17 protein-coding genes and 1 pseudogene are annotated in these 21,444 nt (G+C 59.3%); 12 read left to right on the top strand and 6 right to left on the bottom strand.

Going from position 1 to position 21,444, the window contains the following annotated elements:
- The first annotated feature begins 111 nt into the window (after positions 1–111).
- The 12 genes from hutH (AC07W5_RS05410) (at position 112) to AC07W5_RS05355 (ending at position 16,129) form a co-directional block, all read left to right on the top strand.
- Positions 112–1,635: a histidine ammonia-lyase gene (hutH, locus tag AC07W5_RS05410; RefSeq protein ID WP_495022914.1), complete on the top strand. Its 1,524-nt coding sequence runs from the start codon at positions 112–114 to the stop codon at positions 1,633–1,635.
- 122 nt (positions 1,636–1,757) lie between these two features.
- Positions 1,758–3,290 (top strand): histidine ammonia-lyase, encoded by a 1,533-nt coding sequence (gene hutH, locus AC07W5_RS05405; protein ID WP_494994323.1) that lies wholly within the window; start codon positions 1,758–1,760, stop codon positions 3,288–3,290.
- A 145-nt stretch (positions 3,291–3,435) separates the two neighbouring features.
- Complete coding sequence (locus tag AC07W5_RS05400; protein WP_494994322.1) at positions 3,436–4,845, top strand: amino acid permease; 1,410 nt, start codon at positions 3,436–3,438, stop codon at positions 4,843–4,845.
- Between the two features lie 17 nt (positions 4,846–4,862).
- On the top strand, positions 4,863–6,068 hold the full coding sequence (gene hutI / locus AC07W5_RS05395; protein ID WP_494994321.1) for an imidazolonepropionase: 1,206 nt from the start codon (positions 4,863–4,865) through the stop codon (positions 6,066–6,068).
- A gap of 10 nt (positions 6,069–6,078) precedes the next feature.
- Entirely contained in the window at positions 6,079–6,882 is an 804-nt protein-coding gene (hutG, locus tag AC07W5_RS05390) for an N-formylglutamate deformylase (protein ID WP_494994320.1), read from the top strand.
- 167 nt (positions 6,883–7,049) lie between these two features.
- A complete protein-coding gene (gene pip, locus AC07W5_RS05385; protein ID WP_494994319.1) occupies positions 7,050–8,021 on the top strand; it encodes a prolyl aminopeptidase in 972 nt (323 codons plus the stop codon).
- Positions 8,018–8,455 (top strand): D-aminoacyl-tRNA deacylase, encoded by a 438-nt coding sequence (gene dtd / locus AC07W5_RS05380; protein WP_495011043.1) that lies wholly within the window; start codon positions 8,018–8,020, stop codon positions 8,453–8,455. Before pip ends, dtd begins: the two co-directional genes overlap by 4 nt.
- A 433-nt stretch (positions 8,456–8,888) precedes the next feature.
- Positions 8,889–10,640: a glucan biosynthesis protein G gene (locus AC07W5_RS05375; protein ID WP_495011044.1), complete on the top strand. Its 1,752-nt coding sequence runs from the start codon at positions 8,889–8,891 to the stop codon at positions 10,638–10,640.
- Positions 10,633–13,203, top strand: coding sequence for a glucans biosynthesis glucosyltransferase MdoH (mdoH, locus tag AC07W5_RS05370; RefSeq protein WP_495011045.1), 2,571 nt, complete (start codon positions 10,633–10,635; stop codon positions 13,201–13,203). Before AC07W5_RS05375 ends, mdoH begins: the two co-directional genes overlap by 8 nt.
- 299 nt (positions 13,204–13,502) lie before the next feature.
- Positions 13,503–14,300 carry a transporter substrate-binding domain-containing protein gene (locus AC07W5_RS05365; protein ID WP_495011084.1) on the top strand — a complete coding sequence of 266 codons (798 nt, stop codon included), beginning with the start codon at positions 13,503–13,505 and terminating at the stop codon, positions 14,298–14,300.
- 142 nt (positions 14,301–14,442) lie between these two features.
- Positions 14,443–15,402, top strand: coding sequence for an amino acid ABC transporter permease (locus AC07W5_RS05360; protein ID WP_495011046.1), 960 nt, complete (start codon positions 14,443–14,445; stop codon positions 15,400–15,402).
- Positions 15,395–16,129, top strand: coding sequence for an amino acid ABC transporter ATP-binding protein (locus tag AC07W5_RS05355; protein WP_495011047.1), 735 nt, complete (start codon positions 15,395–15,397; stop codon positions 16,127–16,129). The genes AC07W5_RS05360 and AC07W5_RS05355 overlap by 8 nt, the downstream gene beginning before the upstream one ends.
- Before the next feature lie 52 nt (positions 16,130–16,181).
- Here the strand turns inward: AC07W5_RS05355 and AC07W5_RS05350 are convergent, their stop codons facing one another.
- The 6 genes and pseudogenes from AC07W5_RS05350 to tatB form a co-directional block, all read right to left on the bottom strand.
- Positions 16,182–17,288, bottom strand: coding sequence for an RHS repeat-associated core domain-containing protein (locus AC07W5_RS05350; protein ID WP_495022913.1), 1,107 nt, complete (start codon positions 17,286–17,288; stop codon positions 16,182–16,184).
- Positions 17,289–17,390: 102 nt separating this feature from the next.
- Entirely contained in the window at positions 17,391–18,104 is a 714-nt protein-coding gene (locus tag AC07W5_RS05345) for a methyl-accepting chemotaxis protein (protein ID WP_494994482.1), read from the bottom strand.
- A 141-nt stretch (positions 18,105–18,245) separates the two neighbouring features.
- A pseudogene (locus AC07W5_RS05340) lies at positions 18,246–19,307 on the bottom strand (methyl-accepting chemotaxis protein); the annotation flags it as partial.
- Between the two features lie 172 nt (positions 19,308–19,479).
- Positions 19,480–20,187, bottom strand: coding sequence for a 16S rRNA (uracil(1498)-N(3))-methyltransferase (locus AC07W5_RS05335; protein WP_494994311.1), 708 nt, complete (start codon positions 20,185–20,187; stop codon positions 19,480–19,482).
- The gene (gene tatC / locus AC07W5_RS05330; RefSeq protein WP_494994310.1) at positions 20,184–20,984 is read right to left on the bottom strand and encodes a twin-arginine translocase subunit TatC; all 801 of its coding nucleotides are present in this window, start codon (positions 20,982–20,984) and stop codon (positions 20,184–20,186) included. Before tatC ends, AC07W5_RS05335 begins: the two co-directional genes overlap by 4 nt.
- Positions 20,981–21,439, bottom strand: coding sequence for a Sec-independent protein translocase protein TatB (gene tatB, locus AC07W5_RS05325; protein ID WP_495011049.1), 459 nt, complete (start codon positions 21,437–21,439; stop codon positions 20,981–20,983). Before tatB ends, tatC begins: the two co-directional genes overlap by 4 nt.
- Positions 21,440–21,444 lie beyond the last annotated feature (5 nt).

The following is a 21,444-nucleotide window of genomic DNA, read 5'->3' as shown; positions in this document are numbered from 1 at the left end:
TGCTCCCACATTGGATTTTCAGTGTTTACATAACCCCTGTGGGAGCGAGCTTGCTCGCGATAGCGTCGCAAAGGCTGCACAAAAATTCAGGTTTGTACGGTGAGGTTGAAGATGTCCCAGGCTGAAAAAATCGTTATCGCCGATGCCCCATTGCGTTGGCAGGATGTGGTTGCGGTCGCACGTGGTGGCGCGGTGCTTGAGTTGTCGGCTGGCACCTGGGCGCGGATCGAGAACGCTCAAGCCATCGTCCAGCGCATCGTCGTCAGCGGCGAGCGTGCCTATGGCGTCAATACCGGCCTGGGTGCGCTGTGCAACGTATCCTTGCAAGGCGAACAACTGAGCCAACTGTCGCGCAATACTCTGCTCAGTCATGCCTGCGGCATCGGTGCGCCTCTGGCCAACGAACAGACCCGGGCGATCATGTGCGCGGCGATCATCAACTACAGCCATGGCAAATCCGGCGTGCATCGGCAAGTGGTCGAAGCGCTGCTGGCTTTGCTCAACCGCGGTATCACCCCGCAAGTGCCGTCCCAGGGTTCGGTGGGTTACCTGACCCATATGGCCCACATCGGCATCGCCCTGCTGGGTGTCGGCCAGGTCAGCTATCGCGGGCAGATCGTTTCCGCGCAGCAGGCCCTGGCCGAAGAAGCTCTGAAACCTGTGCAACTGGGTGCCAAGGACGGTCTGTGCCTGGTCAACGGCACGCCGTGCATGACCGGCCTGAGCTGCCTGGCGATTGCCGACGCCACCCGACTGGTGCAGTGGGCCGATGTGATCGGCGCCATGAGCTTTGAGGCCCAGCGCGGGCAGATCGCCGCGTTCGACGCCGAAATCATCGCCCTCAAGCCGCACCCGGGCATGCAGCAGGTCGGTATCAACCTGCGTAGCCTGCTCGATGGCAGTGAAGTGATTGCCAGCAGCAAGGGCATTCGCACCCAGGACGCATTAAGCATCCGCTCGATTCCGCAGGTGCACGGCGCGGTGCGGGATCAGCTGGACCACGCCACCCGTCAGGTCGAAATCGAACTCAATTCCGTCACCGATAACCCGATGCTGCTGGGCACTGCGGACAACTTCCGGGTGATGTCCCAGGCCAACCCGCACGGCCAGTCGGTGGCTTTGGCTGCTGACCTGCTGGCGATTGCCATGGCGGAAATCGGCTCGATTGCCGAGCGTCGCCTCGACCGTTTGATCAACCCGCACGTGAGTGGTTTGCCGGCATTCCTGGTGGCTAACCCCGGCGTCAACTCCGGGATGATGATCGTCCAGTACGTTGCGGCTTCCCTGTGCGCAGAAAATCGCCAGTTGGCGCAACCGGCAGTACTCGACAACTACGTCACCTCGGGCCTGCAGGAAGACCATCTGAGCATGGGCACCAACGCAGCACTGAAGCTGCATCGGGCGCTGGAAAACTGCACGCAGATTCTCGCTATCGAATATCTGCTGGCCGCCCAGGCCTTCGAATTTCTCAAGGAGCAACGCTTCGGTGCCGGCACTGACGTCGCGTGGAGACTGTTGCGTGAGCGCGTTCCGGCCTATGACCAGGACCGCTGGCTGGCGCCGGATATCGCCAGCGCCGCAAGCGTTTTGAAAGACCCGATGTTGCTGCAAACCGCTTTACCGAACCTGCACTGAAACCGATTTCCACAAAAGCCAGCGTGCCAAGGCGCCACCCCCTCAAAAAGTGGGCAGCGACGGACAACGGAATCATCCGGAGCGACTGGCTAGTTAATAAAACTCTCAAAAGGAGCATAAATATGAATGCGCTAAACCTTATTCCAGGTCAACTGACCCTTGCCCAACTGCGTGCTGTCTATCAGCAGCCAGTAACCATCAGCCTTGACGAAAGCGCCTCGGCACAGATCGAAGCCAGCGTCGCCTGCGTGGAACAAATCCTCGCCGAAAACCGCACCGCCTACGGCATCAACACCGGTTTCGGTCTGCTGGCTTCAACCCGCATCGCCAGCGAAGACCTGGAAAACCTCCAGCGCTCCCTGGTGCTGTCTCACGCTGCCGGTGTGGGCGTGCCAATCAGCGACGCGCTGGTGCGACTGATCATGGTCCTCAAGGTCAACAGCCTGAGCCGTGGTTTCTCCGGGATCCGTCGCAAGGTGATCGATGCGCTGATTGCACTGATCAACGCCGAGGTGTACCCGCATATTCCTCTCAAAGGTTCGGTCGGTGCTTCCGGCGACCTGGCGCCACTGGCCCATATGTCGTTGGTACTGCTGGGCGAAGGCAAGGCGCGCTACAAAGGTGAATGGCTGGACGCTGTGAGCGCCTTGAAGCAAGCCGGTCTGCAACCGCTGACTTTGGCAGCCAAAGAAGGTCTGGCGCTGCTCAACGGTACCCAGGTGTCCACCGCCTACGCACTGCGCGGCCTGTTCGAAGGCGAAGATCTGTTTGCTGCGGCAGTGGCTTGTGGCGGCTTGAGCGTCGAAGCAGTGCTGGGCTCGCGCTCGCCGTTCGACGCACGGATTCACGACGCTCGCGGTCAACGCGGTCAAATCGACGCGGCTGCCGCTTATCGCGATCTGCTGGGTGAGCGCAGCGAAGTCTCCGACTCCCACCAGAACTGCGAAAAAGTTCAGGACCCGTACTCCCTGCGCTGTCAGCCACAAGTCATGGGCGCCTGCCTGACCCAGTTCCGTCAGGCTGCCGAAGTGCTGAGCATCGAATCCAACGCAGTGTCGGATAACCCGTTGGTGTTCGCTGCTGAAGGCGACGTGATTTCCGGTGGTAACTTCCACGCTGAGCCAGTGGCCATGGCCGCTGACAACATAGCGCTGGCTATCGCTGAAATCGGCTCGCTGAGCGAACGCCGCATCTCGCTGATGATGGACAAGCACATGTCGCAATTGCCGCCATTCCTGGTGGCCAACGGCGGGGTTAACTCCGGCTTCATGATCGCTCAGGTGACTGCTGCGGCATTGGCCAGCGAAAACAAAGCACTGGCGCACCCGCACTCGGTCGACAGCCTGCCGACTTCGGCCAACCAGGAAGACCACGTTTCCATGGCGCCTGCCGCCGGTAAACGTCTCTGGGAAATGGCCGAGAACACCCGTGGCGTCCTCGCTGTGGAATGGCTCGCCGCTTGCCAGGGCCTGGACCTGCGCGACGGTCTGAAGACGTCGAGCAAACTTGAAGAAGCCCGTGGCATCCTGCGCAGCAAAGTACCGTTCTACGAGAAAGACCGTTTCTTCGCTCCGGACATCAACGCTGCGAGCGAGTTGTTGGCGAGCCGTTGCCTGAACGAGCTGGTGTTGGCGAAATTGCTGCCTAGCCTCTGATGGTGCTGATTGTTCCCACGCTCTGCGTGGGAATGCAGCCCGTGATGCTCTGCGTCACAAGAGCGGACGCAGAGCGTCCAATGAGGCATTCCCACGCAGGAGCGTGGGAACGATCTTTTCCGACAAAAACAATTAAGGACGAGAAATGCAGCAGCAAGCAAAAGGCTTGAAACGCGGGCTATCGGCTCGCCATATTCGTTTCATGGCGCTGGGGTCGGCAATCGGCACCGGGCTTTTTTACGGTTCTGCCTCGGCCATTCAAATGGCCGGTCCTGCGGTATTGCTGGCGTACCTGATTGGTGGCGCGGCGGTGTTTATGGTCATGCGCGCCCTCGGTGAGATGGCCGTGCATAACCCTGTTTCCGGTTCTTTCGGTCAGTACGCCAGTACTTACCTGGGGCCGATGGCGGGCTTTATTCTCGGTTGGACCTACGCGTTTGAAATGGTCATCGTCGGGCTTGCCGACGTAACGGCCTTCGGCATCTACATGGGCTTCTGGTTTCCGGAAGTCGCGCGCTGGATCTGGGTGCTCGGCATTGTGTTCCTGATCGGCGGGCTGAACCTGTGCAACGTCAAAGTCTTCGGTGAAATGGAGTTCTGGCTGTCGCTGCTCAAAGTCGGCGCCATCATCGCGATGATCCTCGGCGGACTCGGCATTATTGTGTTCGGCATCAGCAGCTCGCCGAGCTCGCAGATCACGGGAATCAGCAACCTCTGGACCCAGGGCGGCTTTATGCCCAACGGTGTCGGCGGCTTGATCGCTTCGTTCGCAGTGGTGATGTTTGCGTTCGGCGGCATCGAAATCATCGGCGTGACCGCCGGTGAAGCGAAAGACCCGCAGCATGTCCTGCCAAAGGCGATCAACGCCGTTCCCTTGCGGATTCTGCTGTTCTACGTGCTGACCATGTTCGTGCTGATGGCGATCTACCCATGGCAGCAGATCGGTAGCCAGGGCAGTCCGTTCGTGCAGATTTTTGACCATCTGGGGATCAGCTCGGCCGCAACTATCCTCAATATCGTGGTGATCTCGTCGGCGGTCTCGGCCATCAACAGTGACATCTTTGGTGCGGGCCGCATGATGTACGGTCTGGCCCAGCAAGGTCAGGCGCCGAAGGGCTTTGGCCAGTTGTCGCGCCATGGCGTGCCATGGATGACGGTGGTGGTTATGAGCGCAGCCTTGCTCGGTGGTGTGCTGCTGAACTACCTGATTCCGGAAAACGTGTTCATGCTGATCGCCTCGATTGCGACCTTTGCCACGGTCTGGGTCTGGTTGATGATTCTGGTCACTCAGGTGGCAATGCGTCGCTCCATGAGCCCGGCTGAAGTCGCACAACTGAAGTTCCCGGTGCCGTTCTGGCCGTATGCGCCGATGGCGGCGATCGTCTTCATGGCGTTTATATTCGGTGTGCTTGGCTACTTCCCGGATACTCAGGCAGCCTTGATCGTCGGCCTGGTGTGGATTGCCCTGCTGGTACTGGCCTACCTGTTGTGGGTCAAGCCAGCCGCAGGGCAGGCGGTACAGGTTTCCAACGACCTTTCTTTGTCTCATCGATAACCTAACGGAGGCCTGGGATGAAAACTCTCTGGCAACACTGCCACGTCGCAAGCATGGCGCAGGGTAACTACTCGATCATCGAGGATGCCGCCATCGTGACGTCAGGAGCGCACATAGAGTGGATCGGCCCGCGCAGTGAACTGCCGGCCGGTGAATACCCCGAGGTGCATGACCTCGCGGGTGCCTGGGTCACGCCGGGTCTGATCGACTGCCACACCCACACAGTGTTCGGTGGCAATCGCAGCGGCGAGTTCGAGCAGCGCTTGCAAGGCGTTAGCTATGCCGAAATCGCCGCCGCTGGCGGTGGCATTGCCAGCACCGTGCGTGCGACCCGGGCGGCCAGCGAGGATGAATTGTTCGCCAGCGCGCATAAACGCTTGAAGAGCTTGCTGCGCGACGGCGTCACCAGTGTCGAGATCAAGTCCGGCTATGGCCTGGATCTGGCCAGTGAGCGCAAGATCCTGCGGGTGATCCGCCGTCTCGGTGCTCAATTGCCGGTCAGTGTGCGCAGCACCTGTCTGGCTGCCCACGCCTTGCCACCGGAATATGCGGACCGCGCCGACGATTACATCGAGCACATCTGCAGCGAAATGCTTCCGGCGCTCGCCGCCGAAGGGTTGGTGGATGCGGTTGACGCGTTTTGCGAATACCTGGCGTTTTCGCCGGAACAGGTCGAGCGGGTGTTCATCGCCGCGCAGAACCTCGGTTTGCCGGTGAAATTGCATGCCGAGCAGTTGTCCTCCCTGCATGGGTCGAGCCTGGCGGCGCGCTATCACGCGTTGTCGGCTGACCATCTGGAGTTCATGACCGAAGACGACGCCATCGCCATGGCCAAGTCTGGCACTGTCGCAGTGCTGTTGCCGGGAGCGTTCTACTTTCTGCGCGAAACCCGGCTGCCGCCGATGGACGCCTTGCGCAAACACGGCGTGAAAATCGCCATCGCCAGCGACCTCAACCCCGGCACCTCGCCGGCGCTGTCGGTGCGGCTGATGCTGAACATGGCTTGCACGTGCTTTCGCATGACCCCGGAAGAGGCTCTGGCGGGTGCGACCATTCATGCGGCCACTGCGCTGGGCATGGATCAGACCCATGGCTCGCTGGAAGTCGGCAAAGTGGCGGATTTCGTCGCTTGGCAGATCGATCGTCCGGCAGACCTGGCGTATTGGCTGGGCGGTGACCTGGATAAACGCGTCGTGCGTCACGGCGTTGAAGTCACGTTTTAGGAGAATGGCAGTGGATAAGGTTCTGAACTTCAAACAAGGCCGAGTGCCGTTGCTGATCAGCATGCCCCATGCTGGCGTGCGTCTGAGCCCGGCAGTAGAAGCCGGGCTTATTCCCGAGGCGCAAAGCCTGCCGGATACCGACTGGCATATCCCGCAGCTCTACCAGTTCGCGCAAGAGTTGGGCGCCAGCACCCTGGCCGCCGAGTACTCACGGTTCGTTATCGACCTGAACCGGCCTTCCGACGACAAGCCTTTGTATGTCGGCGCTACCACCGGTTTGTATCCGGCGACGCTGTTCGACGGCGTGCCATTGTTCCGCGAAGGACTTGAGCCGTCCGCCGAGGAACGTGCGCGTTATCTTGAGCAGGTCTGGACGCCGTATCACAGCACCTTGCAACAAGAGCTGGCGCGGCTGAAAGCCGAGTTCGGTTATGCACTGTTGTTTGATGCGCACTCGATCCGCTCAGTGATCCCGCATTTGTTCGAAGGGCAACTGCCGGACTTCAACCTTGGCACCTTCAACGGCGCCAGTTGCGATCCACAGTTGGCTACGCAACTGGCAGCCATCTGCGCCCGGCATCCGGACTACAGCCATGTGCTCAACGGGCGCTTCAAGGGTGGGCATATCACAAGGCATTACGGTAACCCGGCCGAAAACATCCATGCCGTGCAACTGGAGCTGGCGCAGTGCACTTATATGGAAGAGGTCGAGCCGTTCCGCTACCGCCCTGATCTGGCCGTGCCGACTCAGGTGGTGCTCAAGCAATTGTTGCAAGGATTGCTGGATTGGGGGCAGAAGCACTACCGCGGATAGATTTGAAAGATCGTTCCCACGCTCTGCGTGGGAACGATCGGTCGAGTCAAACACCCCCCCCAATTTCTCCAAGGACATGCTCATTGCACAATTCGGGTTTATGATGCCGGACGGCAGAATAATAGAAGTCCCCCCAGGGATGACCTCGACCCCATACGGAGTGCGCAATGCAGACTTTGTACCCGCAGATCAAACCCTACGCCCGGCACGATCTGGCCGTCGATAAGCCACATGTACTGTATGTCGACGAAAGTGGTTCACCGGAAGGTTTGCCGGTGGTGTTCATCCACGGCGGGCCAGGGGCCGGATGCGATGCGCAAAGCCGTTGTTTTTTCGACCCGAACCTGTATCGCATCGTCACCTTCGATCAGCGCGGTTGCGGTCGTTCGACACCTCACGCCAGCCTTGAAAACAACACTACCTGGGATCTGGTCGCTGACCTTGAGCGGATTCGCCAGCATTTAGGTATCGAAAAATGGGTGTTGTTCGGAGGCTCCTGGGGCTCGACCCTGGCGCTGGCTTACGCGCAAACTCATCCGGAGCGGGTCCACGGGCTGATTCTGCGCGGGATCTTTCTCTGCCGTCCGCAGGAAATCGAATGGTTCTACCAGGCCGGTGCCAGCCGCATGTTCCCGGATTACTGGCAAGACTACCTGGCGCCGATTCCATTGGATGAGCGCGACGACCTGCTCGGCGCTTTCCATAAACGTCTGACCGGCAATGACCAGATCGCCCAGATGCACGCGGCCAAAGCCTGGTCGACATGGGAAGGTCGTACTGCAACCTTGCGTCCCAACCCGATGGTAGTCGAGCGCTTTTCCGAACCGCAGCGCGCGCTGTCGATTGCCCGGATCGAGTGCCACTATTTCACTAACAATGCCTTCCTTGAGCCCAACCAGTTGATCCGCGACATGCAGAAGATCGCTCACTTGCCGGGTGTGATCGTCCATGGCCGCTACGATGTGATCTGTCCGTTGGATAACGCCTGGGAACTGCATCAAGCCTGGCCGAACAGCGAATTGCTGATCATTCGCGATGCTGGTCACGCGGCATCCGAATCGGGAATTACCGATGCGCTGGTGCGCGCGGCCAACAAAATGGCCCGTCGCTTGCTCGACCTGCCGCCTGAAGAAGCATGAAGGGCCTGCTCCAGCGCGTGCGTGGTGCGCGAGTCGAAGTGGCGGGGGAAATCGTTGGCGCGGTCGACCAGGGTTTGCTGGTGCTGGTGGCGGTCGAACCCGAGGATACCCGGGCCAGCGCCGACAAATTGCTGCATAAGCTGCTCAACTATCGGGTGTTCAGTGATGCCGAGGGCAAGATGAACTTGTCGTTGGCCGATGTCGGCGGCGGTTTGCTGCTGGTGTCGCAGTTCACCCTGGCTGCCGATACCAAAAACGGTTTGCGCCCGAGCTTTTCTACCGCGGCCCCTCCGGCATTGGGAGAAGAGCTTTTTGGCTATTTATTAGCCAAGGCGCAACAATTGCATAGCAATGTGGCATCGGGAAGATTTGGCGCAGACATGCAGGTGCATTTGGTCAATGATGGCCCGGTAACCTTCCTGTTACAGACCTGAAAGCGCTTGAAATATCTCTTTAAGCTCTTTTTGGCCGAAAACAGGGGTTTTTCGCGATAAATACTTTGTTACCCCTGATGCGTTGTAACGCGGCCTACTAGATAATCGCGCGCTACGGGGATCAGCGTTCGTTGGTCCATTTTGACTTAGGTAGAGACTTGTCCTGGACCGTTTGGGGAATCATTTCGCCCCTGCGGAGTCGGAATAATGCTCGCCAACCTGGCATGAGTGGCTTGTACGGTTAGTTTGTTAGCAATATTTCGGATGTCAGGGAGTCAGAGACAAGGCGTTGCGACCAGTCATAGCCCGCTATGGCGAGGAGCAGCAACGCAGTATCTGGATTCCTGGCGCCGAAATAGGCAAACGAGACTGACCACACAGGCCACCTGGTCTGGCCGTTGGTTTTTTGATCTGTTTTCGGCGAGGGTTGCTCGTGATTGTTAGTCCCTGTAATGCACCAAAATTGTCTGCCAAACGGTTACGTAACGCACTGATGACGGGCTCTGCACTGCTTTGCCTGCTCAGCGCCGGCCAGCTTTGGGCATTCAATCTGGATGATGTATCGGCCAAGGCCAAAGAGCTGGCCGGGCAGAAGTACGAAGCCCCGCGCAGTAACCTGCCGAACGAATTTCGGGAAATGAAATTCGCGGATTACCAGAAAATACGTTTCCGCACCGAAAAAGCCGAATGGGCCGATCAGAAAACCCCGTTCAAGCTGTCGTTCTATCACCAGGGCATGCACTTCGACACGCCGGTGAAAATCAACGAAATCGGCGCCAACTCCGTCGAAGAGATCAAGTACGACTCGAGTCGTTTCGATTTCGGCGACGTCAAAGTCGATCCAAAGGCCACCGAGCAACTGGGTTATGCCGGTTTCCGTGTGCTGTATCCGATCAACAAGGCCGAAAAGCAAGACGAAATCATGACCATGCTCGGCGCGAGTTACTTCCGCGTCGTCGGTAAAGGGCACACCTACGGCTTGTCCGCCCGCGGCATGGCCATCGACACTGCGCTGCCGTCCGGTGAAGAGTTCCCGCGCTTCACCGAGTTCTGGATTCAGCAGCCCAAGCCGACCGACAAGCACCTGGTGATCTACGCCCTGCTGGATTCGCCTCGCGCGACCGGTGCCTACCGGCTGATCCTGCGTCCGGGCAGCGACACTATCGTCGACGTCAAGGCGCAGATGTTCCTGCGTGACAAGGTCACCAAGCTCGGTGTTGCGCCGCTGACCAGCATGTACCTGTTCGGTGCCAACCAGCCGTCGAAAGTACTTAACTATCGTCGCGAACTGCACGACTCCAGCGGTCTGTCGATCCATGCCGGTAATGGTGAATGGATCTGGCGTCCACTGAACAACCCGAAACATCTGGCCGTGAGCAATTTCTCGGTTGAGAACCCGCGTGGTTTTGGCTTGCTGCAACGTGGCCGTGACTTCAGCCACTACGAAGACCTCGATGACCGCTACGACAAGCGCCCAAGTGCCTGGATCGAGCCAAAAGGCGACTGGGGCAAAGGCACTGTTGACCTGGTCGAAATTCCGACCGCGGACGAAACCAACGACAACATCGTTGCTTTCTGGAGCCCGGAAAAGCTGCCTGAGCCAGGCCAGCCGCTGGACTTCGCCTACCGTCTGCACTGGACCATCGACGAAGCTGCATTGCACTCGGCCGACAGTGCCTGGGTCCAGCAGACCCTGCGCTCTACCGGTGACGTGAAGCAGTCCAACCTGATCCGTCAGCCAGACGGCAGCGTCGCTTATCTGGTGGACTTCGTCGGCCCGACCCTCAAGGCTCTGCCTGAAGATACACCGGTTCGCAGTCAGGTCAGCGTCGGCGATAATGCCGAGCTGGTGGAAAACAGCGTTCGCTACAACCCGGAGACCCAAGGCTGGCGCCTGACCTTGCGCATGAAAATCAAGGACCCGAACAAGTCCACTGAAATGCGCGCCGCTCTGGTCAAGAACATCGTGGCTGCCGAGCCGGTCAAGGCTTCGGCTGCGACGGCTAACTCTTCCGTTGCCAAGGCCGACAAAATCGCCGCCAGGCAACAAGAGAAAGTCGAGAAGAAAGAAAAAGACGCCAAGCAGCCAGCGGCTGCCGAAGCGGCCCCTGCCACACCGGAATCGGTAAAAACCGAACAAGTCTTGACCGAGACCTGGAGCTACCAGTTGCCTGCCGATGAGTAATTCTCAAATACAACCAGAGACACTTGCCGAGTACCTGGCGCACCTGCCGATGAACGATGCGCAGCGCGCGGAACTTGCGGGCTGCAAATCATTCACCGAGTTGCATGAACGTCTGTCGTCCTCGACTTTCGACGCGCCTGCCGGGGCTGCACAAGCCTCGGTGGGTCGCCGCTTGACCTTGAATTCCGCGCAAGAACTGGAGGAGGCCGAGATGTTGGCGGTCGACGCCAGCGGTCGGGTGTGCCTCAAGGCGACTCCGCCGATTCGCCGGACCAAGGTCGTACCGGAGCCGTGGCGCACCAATATTCTGGTGCGCGTCTGGCGTCGTCTGACCGGGCGCACCAACCCGCCGGCACCCAAGATCGACGAGCGTGTGTTGCCGGCTGCCCGCTGGCGCACGGTGGGTTCGATCCGTCGCTACATTTTGCTGACACTGATGCTCGGCCAGACCATCGTCGCCGGCTGGTACATGAAAGGCATCATGCCGTACCAAGGCTGGTCATTCGTCGATCTGAACGAAGTCTTGCATCAACCGCTTATCCAAACCGCCACCCAAGTGCTGCCGTACGCGCTGCAATCCAGCATCCTGGTTCTGTTCGGGATTCTGTTCTGCTGGGTATCGGCGGGTTTCTGGACTGCACTGATGGGCTTCCTCGAGTTGCTCACCGGGCATGACAAATACCGTATATCCGGCGCCAGTGCTGGTGACGAGCCGATTCCCAAAGAAGCCCGCACCGCGCTGGTCATGCCGATCTGCAATGAAGATGTGCCGCGTGTATTCGCCGGTTTGCGAGCGACTTTCGAGTCGGTTGCAGCGACTGGTGACCTGGATCGCTTCGACTTCTTCGTCCTCAGCGACAGTAACGACAGCGACATCTGCGTTGCCGAACAGCAGGCCTGGCTAGACGTCTGCCGCGAAGCCAAAGGCTTCGGGCGGATCTTCTATCGCCGCCGTCGCCGTCGGGTCAAACGCAAGAGCGGCAACCTCGACGACTTCTGCCGTCGTTGGGGCGGTGATTACAAGTACATGGTGGTGCTCGACGCCGACAGCGTAATGAGTGGCGAATGCCTGACTAGCCTGGTGCGCTTGATGGAAGCCACGCCGGACGCCGGGATTATTCAGACCGCGCCGCGTGCTTCGGGCATGGACACGCTGTATGCACGCATGCAGCAGTTCGCGACCCGCGTTTATGGCCCGCTGTTTACCGCTGGCCTGCACTTCTGGCAGTTGGGTGAGTCCCACTACTGGGGGCACAACGCAATCATCCGCATGAAACCGTTCATCGAGCATTGCGCCCTGGCGCCATTGCCCGGTAAAGGCGCGTTCGCGGGTGCGATCCTCTCTCACGACTTCGTCGAAGCTGCGCTGATGCGCCGTGCCGGCTGGGGCGTATGGATTGCCTACGACTTGCCCGGCAGTTATGAAGAACTGCCGCCGAACCTGCTGGACGAACTCAAGCGTGATCGTCGCTGGTGTCACGGCAACCTGATGAACTTCCGGCTGTTCCTGGTCAAGGGCATGCACCCGGTGCACCGTGCGGTGTTCCTGACCGGCGTGATGTCGTACCTGTCGGCGCCGTTGTGGTTTTTCTTCCTGGTGCTCTCGACGGCCTTGCTGGCGGTCAACACGCTGATGGAACCGCAGTACTTCATGGAGCCTCGACAGCTCTATCCGCTGTGGCCGCAATGGCACCCGGACAAGGCCGTCGCGCTGTTCTCGACGACGATCGTGCTGCTGTTTCTGCCGAAGTTGCTGAGCATCATCCTGATCTGGGCCAAGGGCGCGAAAGAGTTCGGTGGCAAGTTCAAGGTCACCCTGTCGATGCTGTTGGAGATGCTGTTCTCCATGCTGTTGGCACCGGTGCGGATGATTTTCCACACTCGCTTCGTTCTCGCCGCGTTCCTCGGTTGGGCTGCGACCTGGAACTCCCCGCAACGTGACGACGATTCCACGCCGTGGAGCGAAGCGGTGCGCCGTCATGGTCCGCAAACCTTGCTGGGCTTTTTCTGGGCATTGCTGGTGGTTTGGCTAAACCCAAGCTTTCTCTGGTGGCTGGTGCCGATTGTCGGTTCGCTGATGCTGTCGATTCCGGTCTCGGTGATTTCCAGCCGGGTCAAGTTGGGCCTCAAGTCCCGTGATGAAAGCCTGTTCCTGATCCCTGAGGAATACGCACCGCCACAGGCCTTGCTGGCGACTGATCGGTACACCCACGAAAACCGTTGGCATGCGCTGAACGACGGCTTTGTTCGGGCAGTGGTCGACCCGCAGCAGAATGCCCTGGCTTGCGCCCTGGCCACTGCCCGTCACGGTCAGGCCGAGCCGATCGAGTGGTTGCGTATCGAGCGAGTGCGTCACGCGCTGAAAGCCGGCCCTGCGGCGCTCAATAATAACGAGCGTGTGGCGCTGCTCAGCGATCCGGTTGCGTTGGCTCGCTTGCATGAGCAGGTCTGGAGCGAAGGTCATGCCGAATGGCTTGGCGCCTGGCGCCAGTCGATCGAAGCCGATCCGCATGCTCCGTTGCTACCGTTGAAACCGCTGTCTGCTGAAGTACAGCCGGCCTGATGAAAAGCCCCGCTCCTGAGAAGAAGCGGGGTTTTTTTGTTTGTCGCGTTTGATCGTCTGATCGTTCCCACGCTCCCGCGTGGGAACGATCATTGCGCTCAGCATCTCTTCCCGCGTCTTTCCTGTTTCTGCCAACCTGCGATAACAAATCCTCCTTAAACCCTTGTGCAAACAAACGAGTGAGTTAGGATCGCTCCCCGAATTGGTGCGCCCGGACAGCTTATTGTTCGTATCTGACGGTTTTCTAACGAAAATCTGCTTTTTGCGCGCCTCAAAAAAAGGGTTCAGGGGACTTGATGATGAAGAAGTATCTATCGATGCTGCTGCTTGGCGTCACGGCAATGGTGTCAGTCAACGCCGCTCATGCCGGTGCCATCGATGACGCGGTCAAGCGCGGCACGCTGAAAGTCGGCATGGACCCGACTTACATGCCGTTCGAAATGACTAACAAGCGCGGCGAGATCATCGGCTTCGAGGTCGACCTGCTCAAAGCCATGGCCAAGGCCATGGGAGTCAAGCTGGAGATGGTTTCCACCGGCTATGACGGCATCATCCCGGCCCTGCTGACCGACAAGTTCGACATGATCGGCAGCGGCATGACCCTGACCCAGGAACGCAACCTGCGCCTGAACTTCAGCGAACCCTTCATCGTGGTTGGCCAGACGCTGCTGATCCGCAAGGAGCTGGAAGGCACCATCAAGTCCTATAAAGACCTGAACACTGCCGACTACCGCATCACCTCCAAGCTGGGCACTACTGGCGAATTGGTCGCCAGGAAGCTGATATCCCAAGCCAAATACCACGGCTACGACAACGAGCAAGAAGCGGTACTCGACGTGGTCAACGGCAAGGCTGACGCCTTCATTTACGACGCGCCTTACAACGTTGTCGCGGTGAACAAAGTCGGTAACGGCAAACTGGTATTCCTCGATAAGCCGTTCACCTACGAGCCGCTGGCCTTCGGTCTGAAGAAGGGTGATTACGACAGCATCAACTTCATCAACAACTTCCTGCACCAGATCCACGAAGACGGCACTTACGATCGCATCCATGACAAGTGGTTCAAAGAGACCGCCTGGCTCAAGGATATGGAATAACACCCAGTCGATGATCGTTCCCACGCTTTTGCGTGGGAATGCATCCTGTGACGCTCCGCGTCACGCCTGCGAAAGGACGCTGAGCGTCCTGAGCGGTGTTCCCATGCAGCGTGGGAACGATCAATCAGAGTCGAGTCTCAGAATGAAACAGAAAAAAGCCCAATGGCCCTGGCACGTATTGACCGTGCTGGTGCTGATCGGCCTGGCCGGCGCGTTGTACTATGCCACCTCGCTGATGTCCTATGAATGGCGCTGGAACCGCGTACCGCAATACTTCGCCTACCACGCCGAAGAGTCCCGGCGGGCGGCGGACATCTCCACCGTCAGCGAACTGGTGCGCACAGGCGACAAGGCTCAAGTCACCCTGCGCAACGACGCAGGTGAAGAACAGCAGCTGACCGTCGACGACAACAGCCTGCAATTCGCCCGCGGCGATGACGTGGCCGAAGGCGACGTGATTGGTGTCACCCGCCATTGGGCGGCCGGGCCGCTGCTGTGGGGCTTGTGGACCACTTTGTGGCTTTCGCTGGTCTCAGGTCTGCTTGGGCTGTTGATCGGCCTGGCTACCGGCCTCTGCCGGCTGTCGAACAACCCGACCCTGCGCGATCTGTCGACGATTTATGTCGAACTGGTGCGCGGTACGCCGTTGCTGGTGCAGGTATTCATCTTCTACTTCTTCATCGGTACGGTGCTGAACCTCTCCCGCGAGTTCGCCGCAATTGCGGCGTTGTCGCTGTTCACCGGCGCCTATGTGGCTGAAATCGTCCGCTCGGGCGTACAGTCGATTGCCCGTGGCCAGAATGAAGCCGCACGTTCGCTGGGTTTGAGCGCTGGTCAGTCGATGCGCCATGTGGTCTTGCCGCAGGCCTTCAAACGCGTTCTGCCGCCGCTGGCCGGGCAGTTCATCAGTCTGGTCAAGGACACCTCGCTGGTGTCGGTGATCGCCATTACCGAGCTGCTCAAAAGCGGTCGGGAAGTTATCACGACCTCGTTCTCGCCATTTGAGATTCTGTTCTGCGTGGCGGGCCTGTATTTGTTGATCAACCTGCCGCTGTCGAAAGTCGCCAGCCGGCTTGAGCGGAGGCTCGCGCAAAGTGATTGAAGTCCGCGATCTGGTTAAAGTCTTCGACACCCGTGGACAGGTGGTCCGCGCGGTGGATAGCGTCACCACCCAAGTGGCCAAGGGCGAAGTGCTGGTGGTGATTGGCCCGTCCGGCTCCGGCAAATCGACCTTCCTGCGCTGCCTGAACGGTCTGGAGGCGTTCGACTCGGGCTCCGTCAGCATCGACGGCCTGGAACTGTCCAACCCGAAAACCGACGTCAACGCCTACCGCCGTGAAGTCGGCATGGTCTTCCAGCATTTCAACCTGTTCCCGCATATGACCGTGCTGGAAAACCTTTGCCTTGCGCAGAAAGTCGTGCGCAAGCGCGGCAAGCAAGAGCGCGAGGCCAAGGCTCGGGTGTTGCTGGAAAAGGTCGGCATCGCGCAGAAGGCCAACGAATTTCCGTCACGCCTTTCCGGCGGCCAGCAACAACGCGTGGCGATAGCCCGGGCGTTGGCCATGGAGCCCAAGGTGATGTTGTTCGATGAGCCAACCTCGGCGCTCGACCCGGAAATGGTCGGCGAAGTCCTCGACGTAATGAAAACCCTGGCCCTGGAAGGCATGACCATGGTCTGCGTGACCCACGAAATGGGCTTCGCCCGGGAAGTGGCAGATCGGGTGCTGTTCTTCGACCACGGCAAACTGCTGGAAGATTCCCCGCCTGAGGAGTTCTTTGCTTTGCCGAAGGATTTGCGGGCTCAGGCGTTTTTGCGACAGGTGTTGTAGATCTATGTCACGCGCTTAACCTTTGGGTGACATGCAGGTTCTGTCATCTTCTTCAGGCGGATAATGAACGTCTCCTAAGGGGTTCTTGGCGGCTGTTTCTTCGGATCGAGGTGGAGTTTTGAACTACTCCCGATCCGGACCTGAACTCACCCTGATCAAACCTCTTCATCAAATTGAATTTATCTAAATTCGTATTCGAGACTGGCATAGGAGATTCACTGCCAAAGTTATGACCAATATTGGGTTGAGACTGGGATCGTGTCAGGCGTGGGGCTGGCAATTGGGCTAGAGAAGATGTCCGCGACAGAACTGTCGCCGGTCGGGCAAGTTTGTGCAGGACGACGCCGGCACCACTGATAAAAGCAACTGCCGAAAGCGCTGCCATAGCGATCATGAATCGATCATTTGCCGATGATTCAGGTTTTTTAATTTCAAAGGCGGTCATGACCGGAAAAAGTACCGTCGCAGCAAGCCCGCTTATTGTTGCTATTCCCTTGGAGGCCTGCCCAAAGCCAGTGCGTCCGACTACCGGGATCCGCTGTGCTGCCCGTTGCAATGGCGCCACCCTGGGTAGGTGGGGGAGCAGGTAACTGCCCACGAAATCCGCAACACCCATCCCAAACCATGTCCATCCCTGCCAATATTTTCCTGTGGGATCGATACGATTAACGGGATCTCCCTGGCAATACGCATAGCCATTCAAGCCGCCTTTTCCAAAGGGAGTCAAGCCATCCGGACTGTTGAAGCGCATGAGTACAGGATTGAAAGCCCGGTGTCCGTTCCCCAATAAATAATGGCCGGTGATTGGATCGGCACGTTCGCCATTGAAGCCCAGAAGGCTGGCTAATCCCCCTTCAACCGGACGATGACCGTAAGGCGTATAGGCGGACTTGCTATCGGTAGTTTGTAACACCGAGCGTTGTTTATCGGTCATTAGTAACGAAGTGCGCCTGGTTTCCTCCTCTTGCTGCAGTTCCGCCAATAACATGTCTGCGCATTGAAATATCTGACGTTGTACGGAACCTTGAATTTCTGTAATTAATCGGTCTTTTTGATAGAGGCGATCTACACGAGACCGACCGCTGGGGGTGCAACTTACCAACCGATCAAGCGCATCGTATTGGTAGCGGATTAATAAGCTGTCATGTGAGTTGGGCATTGATCATCTTCAGGTGGCCAGGCTATTGATCCAGCTTCTACCGACGAGAAAACGATGTCTACCTGGCAGAACTGCCAGGTAGTGGTGACAGCAGCTCGTTCTTCAGGTCCTGAACCGCCCGACCAACATTTGCAGATGAGTCCCCAAGCGAGCCAGCTCAACGCTGGAAGCAGCGGTCTCTTCACTGGCGGCCGAGGTCTGTTCCGAGACATCGCGCACGTTCAGCACGCTGCGGTTGATCTCTTCGGCCACGGCGCTTTGTTGCTCGGCAGCGGCGGCGATCTGCTGGTTCATCGCCTGAATCGCTGACACGGTGCGGGTGATGTTTGTCAGCGAACTCCCCGCGCGTCGGGTCAGTTCGACGCTGCTGTCGGTCAGGCTGCGGCTGTTGTCCATGATGTTGGCGACTTGCTGGGTGCCGCTTTGCAGACCGACGATCAGCTCTTCGATTTCTTCGGTGGACTTCTGGGTGCGCTGGGCGAGGCTGCGCACTTCATCGGCCACCACGGCGAAGCCACGTCCTGCTTCACCGGCGCGGGCGGCTTCGATGGCAGCGTTGAGGGCCAGCAGGTTAGTCTGTTGTGCCACCGACTTGATCACGTCAAGCACACTGCCGATTTTGTCGCTTTCGCGCTTGAGATGGCTCATCGCTTCAGTGGAGTTGCCGACCTCGGTTGCCAGGCGTTCGATTTGAGCGATCGCCTCGCCCACCACTTTATCGCCTTCACGGGCCTGTTGGTCGGCGGCGACGGCAGCTTCTGAGGCCTCTTCGGCGTTGCGCGCGACTTCCTGCACGGTGGCGGTCATTTCGTGCATTGCGGTGGCAACCTGATCGGTTTCGACTTTCTGGCTGTTGACCCCGGCGCTGGTCTGTTCGGTAACGGCTGACAGCTGCTCGGCGGCGCTGGCGATCTGCGTCACGCCATCGCTGATGCCGCCGATCAGATCCCGAAGGCCCATGGTCATGCTTTGCATGGCCCGTTGCAGCTGGCCCAGTTCGTCGCGGCGCTCGGACGTGAGGTTGTGGGTCAGGTCGCCGGCCGCAACGTGCTCGGCGATTTTCAACGTCTGGTTCAGCGGAATGACGATCTGGCGGGTGATAGCCCAGGCGGCAATCAGGCCGAACACCAACGCCAGCACTGTCACCAGGAGCAGGGTGTTCTTGGCCTGTGCGGCTTCGGCATCACGTACCAGGTTTTGAGAGCTGGTCAGTTGCTTGCTCAGCTCCATCAGGCGCTCGCCTTGCGCGGCCATGCGTTTGAGGGCGTCGGCGCTGGCCACTTGGGAGTCGCGAAACTGGCTGACGGCGGCGCGGTAGCCGATGAGCGAGTCGGTGGCCTGTTGCAGGTTGGCGGTGTGCTGTTCCGGCAGTTTCCCCGGCAGGCTTTCGAGGTTTTTCAGGGCGTTGTCGATGGCGTCCAGCGCCGGTTGTTCGGCGTCGGCCTTGCCACTGTAGGTGTAACCGCGCACCTGGAAGCGTGCCTGCTGAATCAGCTTGCTCAGGTCTACCACGCTGTTGAATTGAGCAACGCTGTCACCCTGCAGCAGGGATTTTTCGACTTCCGCCACGCGGGCCGCGGCGTTGTCGGCGGTGGCGCCGAGCCGGGCGCGGGCCGCTTCGCGATTGGCGGTGGCCTGGATCAGGTCGGCAAAAGCGTGCTTGTACTCGCTGACGGCTTCGATCTGCTGGTTGAGCATCGCCACATTTGTCGGCTTTATGATCACCTTGAGGGCGCTTTGCAGGCCTTCGTCGAGCTTGCCCAGCAGATCGTTGACCGCCGCCGGGCCTTGTTCGCCACGGCGCATTTCATAGTCCAGGCGGGCAATACGCAGGTCCTTGGTCAGTTCGTTCAGGCTGGAGATGTAGCCGAGCTTGTCGCCACGACTGATCACCCCACTCAGGCCAGTCCAGCCAGTCACGGTGATCAGCAGCGTCAACAGAAGTACCAGGCCGAAGCCTGCGCCGAGCTTGCGATTGACGCTCACATTTCCAAGGTTCCGGGCTAACCAACGGTACATGCTGTTCACTCCCTTTAGAGCATGAATGGGTCTATTGGGGGTGTATCGGCAGGCTTGCCGGAAACTGGAGCAGCCGGTCGACGTTCGATTGCCCGCGAGGCGATATTTCTGGCACACCGTGGTGCGCCGATCGCCAGCAAGCTCTGCTCCTGCGGGTGTGCGAGGCGATAGATTAGAACAGTCGGGAAAGGAGGGCAGTCACGGCAGTCTCAACCCGCAGGATGCGGTCACCGAGCTGCACCGGTTGCAGGCCGGCCTTGGCCAACAGGTCGATTTCGTAAGGGATCCAGCCGCCTTCCGGGCCGATGGCCAGCGTCACCGGCTCATCCAGCCCGCGCGGGCAGGGCGGGTAATTACCGGGATGACCGACCAGCCCGAGGGTGCCGTCGGCCATCGCTGGCAGGCGGTCTTCGACGAAGGGTTTGAAGCGTTTCTCAATGATGATTTCCGGCAGCACGCTGTCGCGTGCCTGTTCCAGGCCGAGGATCAGTTGCTCGCGAACCGCTTCGGGTTCAAGAAACGGTGTTTGCCAGAAGCTCTTTTCGACCCGGTAGCTGTTCACCAGCACCACGCGCGGCACGCCCATCGCCGCGACGGTTTGCAGCACGCGGCGGAGCATCTTCGGTCGTGGCAGGGCCAGCAGCAGCGTCAATGGCAGCTTGGCCGGCGGCGGCTGATCAAGGCTGACCTGCAACTCGGCTTCGTGAGCCTCCAGGCGCAGCAACTCGGCCGAGCCCATCAATCCGCCGATACGCCCGACTCGCAGGCTGTCACCGACGGCGGCGCGATGGACTTCCTGCATATGGGTCAGGCGGCGATCACGCAGGATCACCCGGTCGGCCGCAATGAAGTCGGCCTCTTCGAGGAGGAGCAGATTCACGCTTGGGTCGCTGGCGGCTGGTCGTTATGGTCGTTGTCGGCGGGCTGATCGTCCGGGTGTTCGCCGCGCTTGCTGACCAGGCTGCCAAAGAGAATGCCGATTTCAAACAGCAACCACATCGGTACCGCCAGCAATGTCTGCGAGAAGATGTCCGGTGGGGTGAGGATCATGCCGACCACGAAGCAACCGATGACCACATATGGGCGGATTTTCTTCAGGTATTTGACGTCGACCACGCCGATCCATACCAGCAACACCACGGCTACCGGGATTTCGAACGCGACGCCGAAGGCGAAGAACAGCGTCATGACGAAATCGAGGTAGCTGGTGATATCGGTCATCATTTCCACGCCGGCCGGGGTGGCGGAGGCGAAGAATTTGAAGATCAGCGGGAACACCAGGAAGTAGGCGAAAGCCATCCCGGTATAGAACAGCAGGATGCTCGAGACCAGCAATGGCACGGCGATGCGTTTTTCGTGCTTGTACAGGCCTGGCGCGATAAAGCCCCAGATCTGATGCAGGATTATCGGAATCGCTAAAAACAGCGAGACCATCATCGTCAGCTTGAGCGGTGTGAGGAACGGTGAGGACACATCGGTGGCGATCATCGTCGCGCCCGCCGGCAGGTACTGGCGTAACGGTATGGAAACGAAGGTGTAGATCTGCTGGGTGAAGGCGAAAAGCCCGGCGAAGATCACGAAGATCGCCGCTACACAGCGCAGCAGGCGGGTGCGCAACTCGGTGAGGTGCGAAACCAGCGGCATGTGCTGGTCGTTTTCCGGTTTATCAGCGCTCATGGGGCTCGCGGCGGCAAAGTTGAGTCGTGGGGGGCTGGCGTACTGGGTACCGCCGCAGGAGAAACGGGTTCTGTCAGTGTTGAGGGGGCAACCGGTTCAGCAGGGCTGAGGGCTGTCACCGCAGGCGCTGCCTGGGTCTGGTTCGCAACCGCCGCAGGCGCGGCAATCGTCTGCTCCGCCACCGGTTCGGAAGTTGTCGGCGTCTGCTGCTGCGGCGCGAGGATCTTCCGCGCTTCTTCTTCAAGCGACAGAATGTGTTCGTTATGCAGTTGCCGACGAATTTCGTCGGCACCGATTTCACGTTCAACTTCCTGTTTGATCGCGTTGAAGCTGCGTTTCAAGCGCCCTATCCAAAGGCCTGCCGTGCGCGCAGCACCCGGCAGACGCTCGGGGCCGAGCACCAGCAGGGCAACGAGACCGACGAGCAACAGTTCAGAGAAGCTGATACCAAACATTAGTC

Source organism: Pseudomonas sp. GW821-FHT01E05 (assembly GCF_059422425.1).
The sequence above is the reverse complement of the archived record's forward strand: the minus strand, read 5'-3'. Positions and strand labels throughout refer to the sequence as shown.

Coding starts and splice junctions, on each gene's coding strand:
- hutH (WP_495022914.1), top strand. CDS start 112: ATGTCCCAGGCTGAAAAAATCGTTATCGCCGATGCCCCATTGCGTTGG.
- hutH (WP_494994323.1), top strand. CDS start 1,758: ATGAATGCGCTAAACCTTATTCCAGGTCAACTGACCCTTGCCCAACTG.
- AC07W5_RS05400 (WP_494994322.1), top strand. CDS start 3,436: ATGCAGCAGCAAGCAAAAGGCTTGAAACGCGGGCTATCGGCTCGCCAT.
- hutI (WP_494994321.1), top strand. CDS start 4,863: ATGAAAACTCTCTGGCAACACTGCCACGTCGCAAGCATGGCGCAGGGT.
- pip (WP_494994319.1), top strand. CDS start 7,050: ATGCAGACTTTGTACCCGCAGATCAAACCCTACGCCCGGCACGATCTG.
- dtd (WP_495011043.1), top strand. CDS start 8,018: ATGAAGGGCCTGCTCCAGCGCGTGCGTGGTGCGCGAGTCGAAGTGGCG.
- mdoH (WP_495011045.1), top strand. CDS start 10,633: ATGAGTAATTCTCAAATACAACCAGAGACACTTGCCGAGTACCTGGCG.
- AC07W5_RS05365 (WP_495011084.1), top strand. CDS start 13,503: ATGAAGAAGTATCTATCGATGCTGCTGCTTGGCGTCACGGCAATGGTG.
- AC07W5_RS05360 (WP_495011046.1), top strand. CDS start 14,443: ATGAAACAGAAAAAAGCCCAATGGCCCTGGCACGTATTGACCGTGCTG.
- AC07W5_RS05350 (WP_495022913.1), bottom strand. CDS start 17,288: ATGCCCAACTCACATGACAGCTTATTAATCCGCTACCAATACGATGCG.
- AC07W5_RS05345 (WP_494994482.1), bottom strand. CDS start 18,104: ATGCACGAAATGACCGCCACCGTGCAGGAAGTCGCGCGCAACGCCGAA.
- tatC (WP_494994310.1), bottom strand. CDS start 20,984: ATGAGCGCTGATAAACCGGAAAACGACCAGCACATGCCGCTGGTTTCG.
- tatB (WP_495011049.1), bottom strand. CDS start 21,439: ATGTTTGGTATCAGCTTCTCTGAACTGTTGCTCGTCGGTCTCGTTGCC.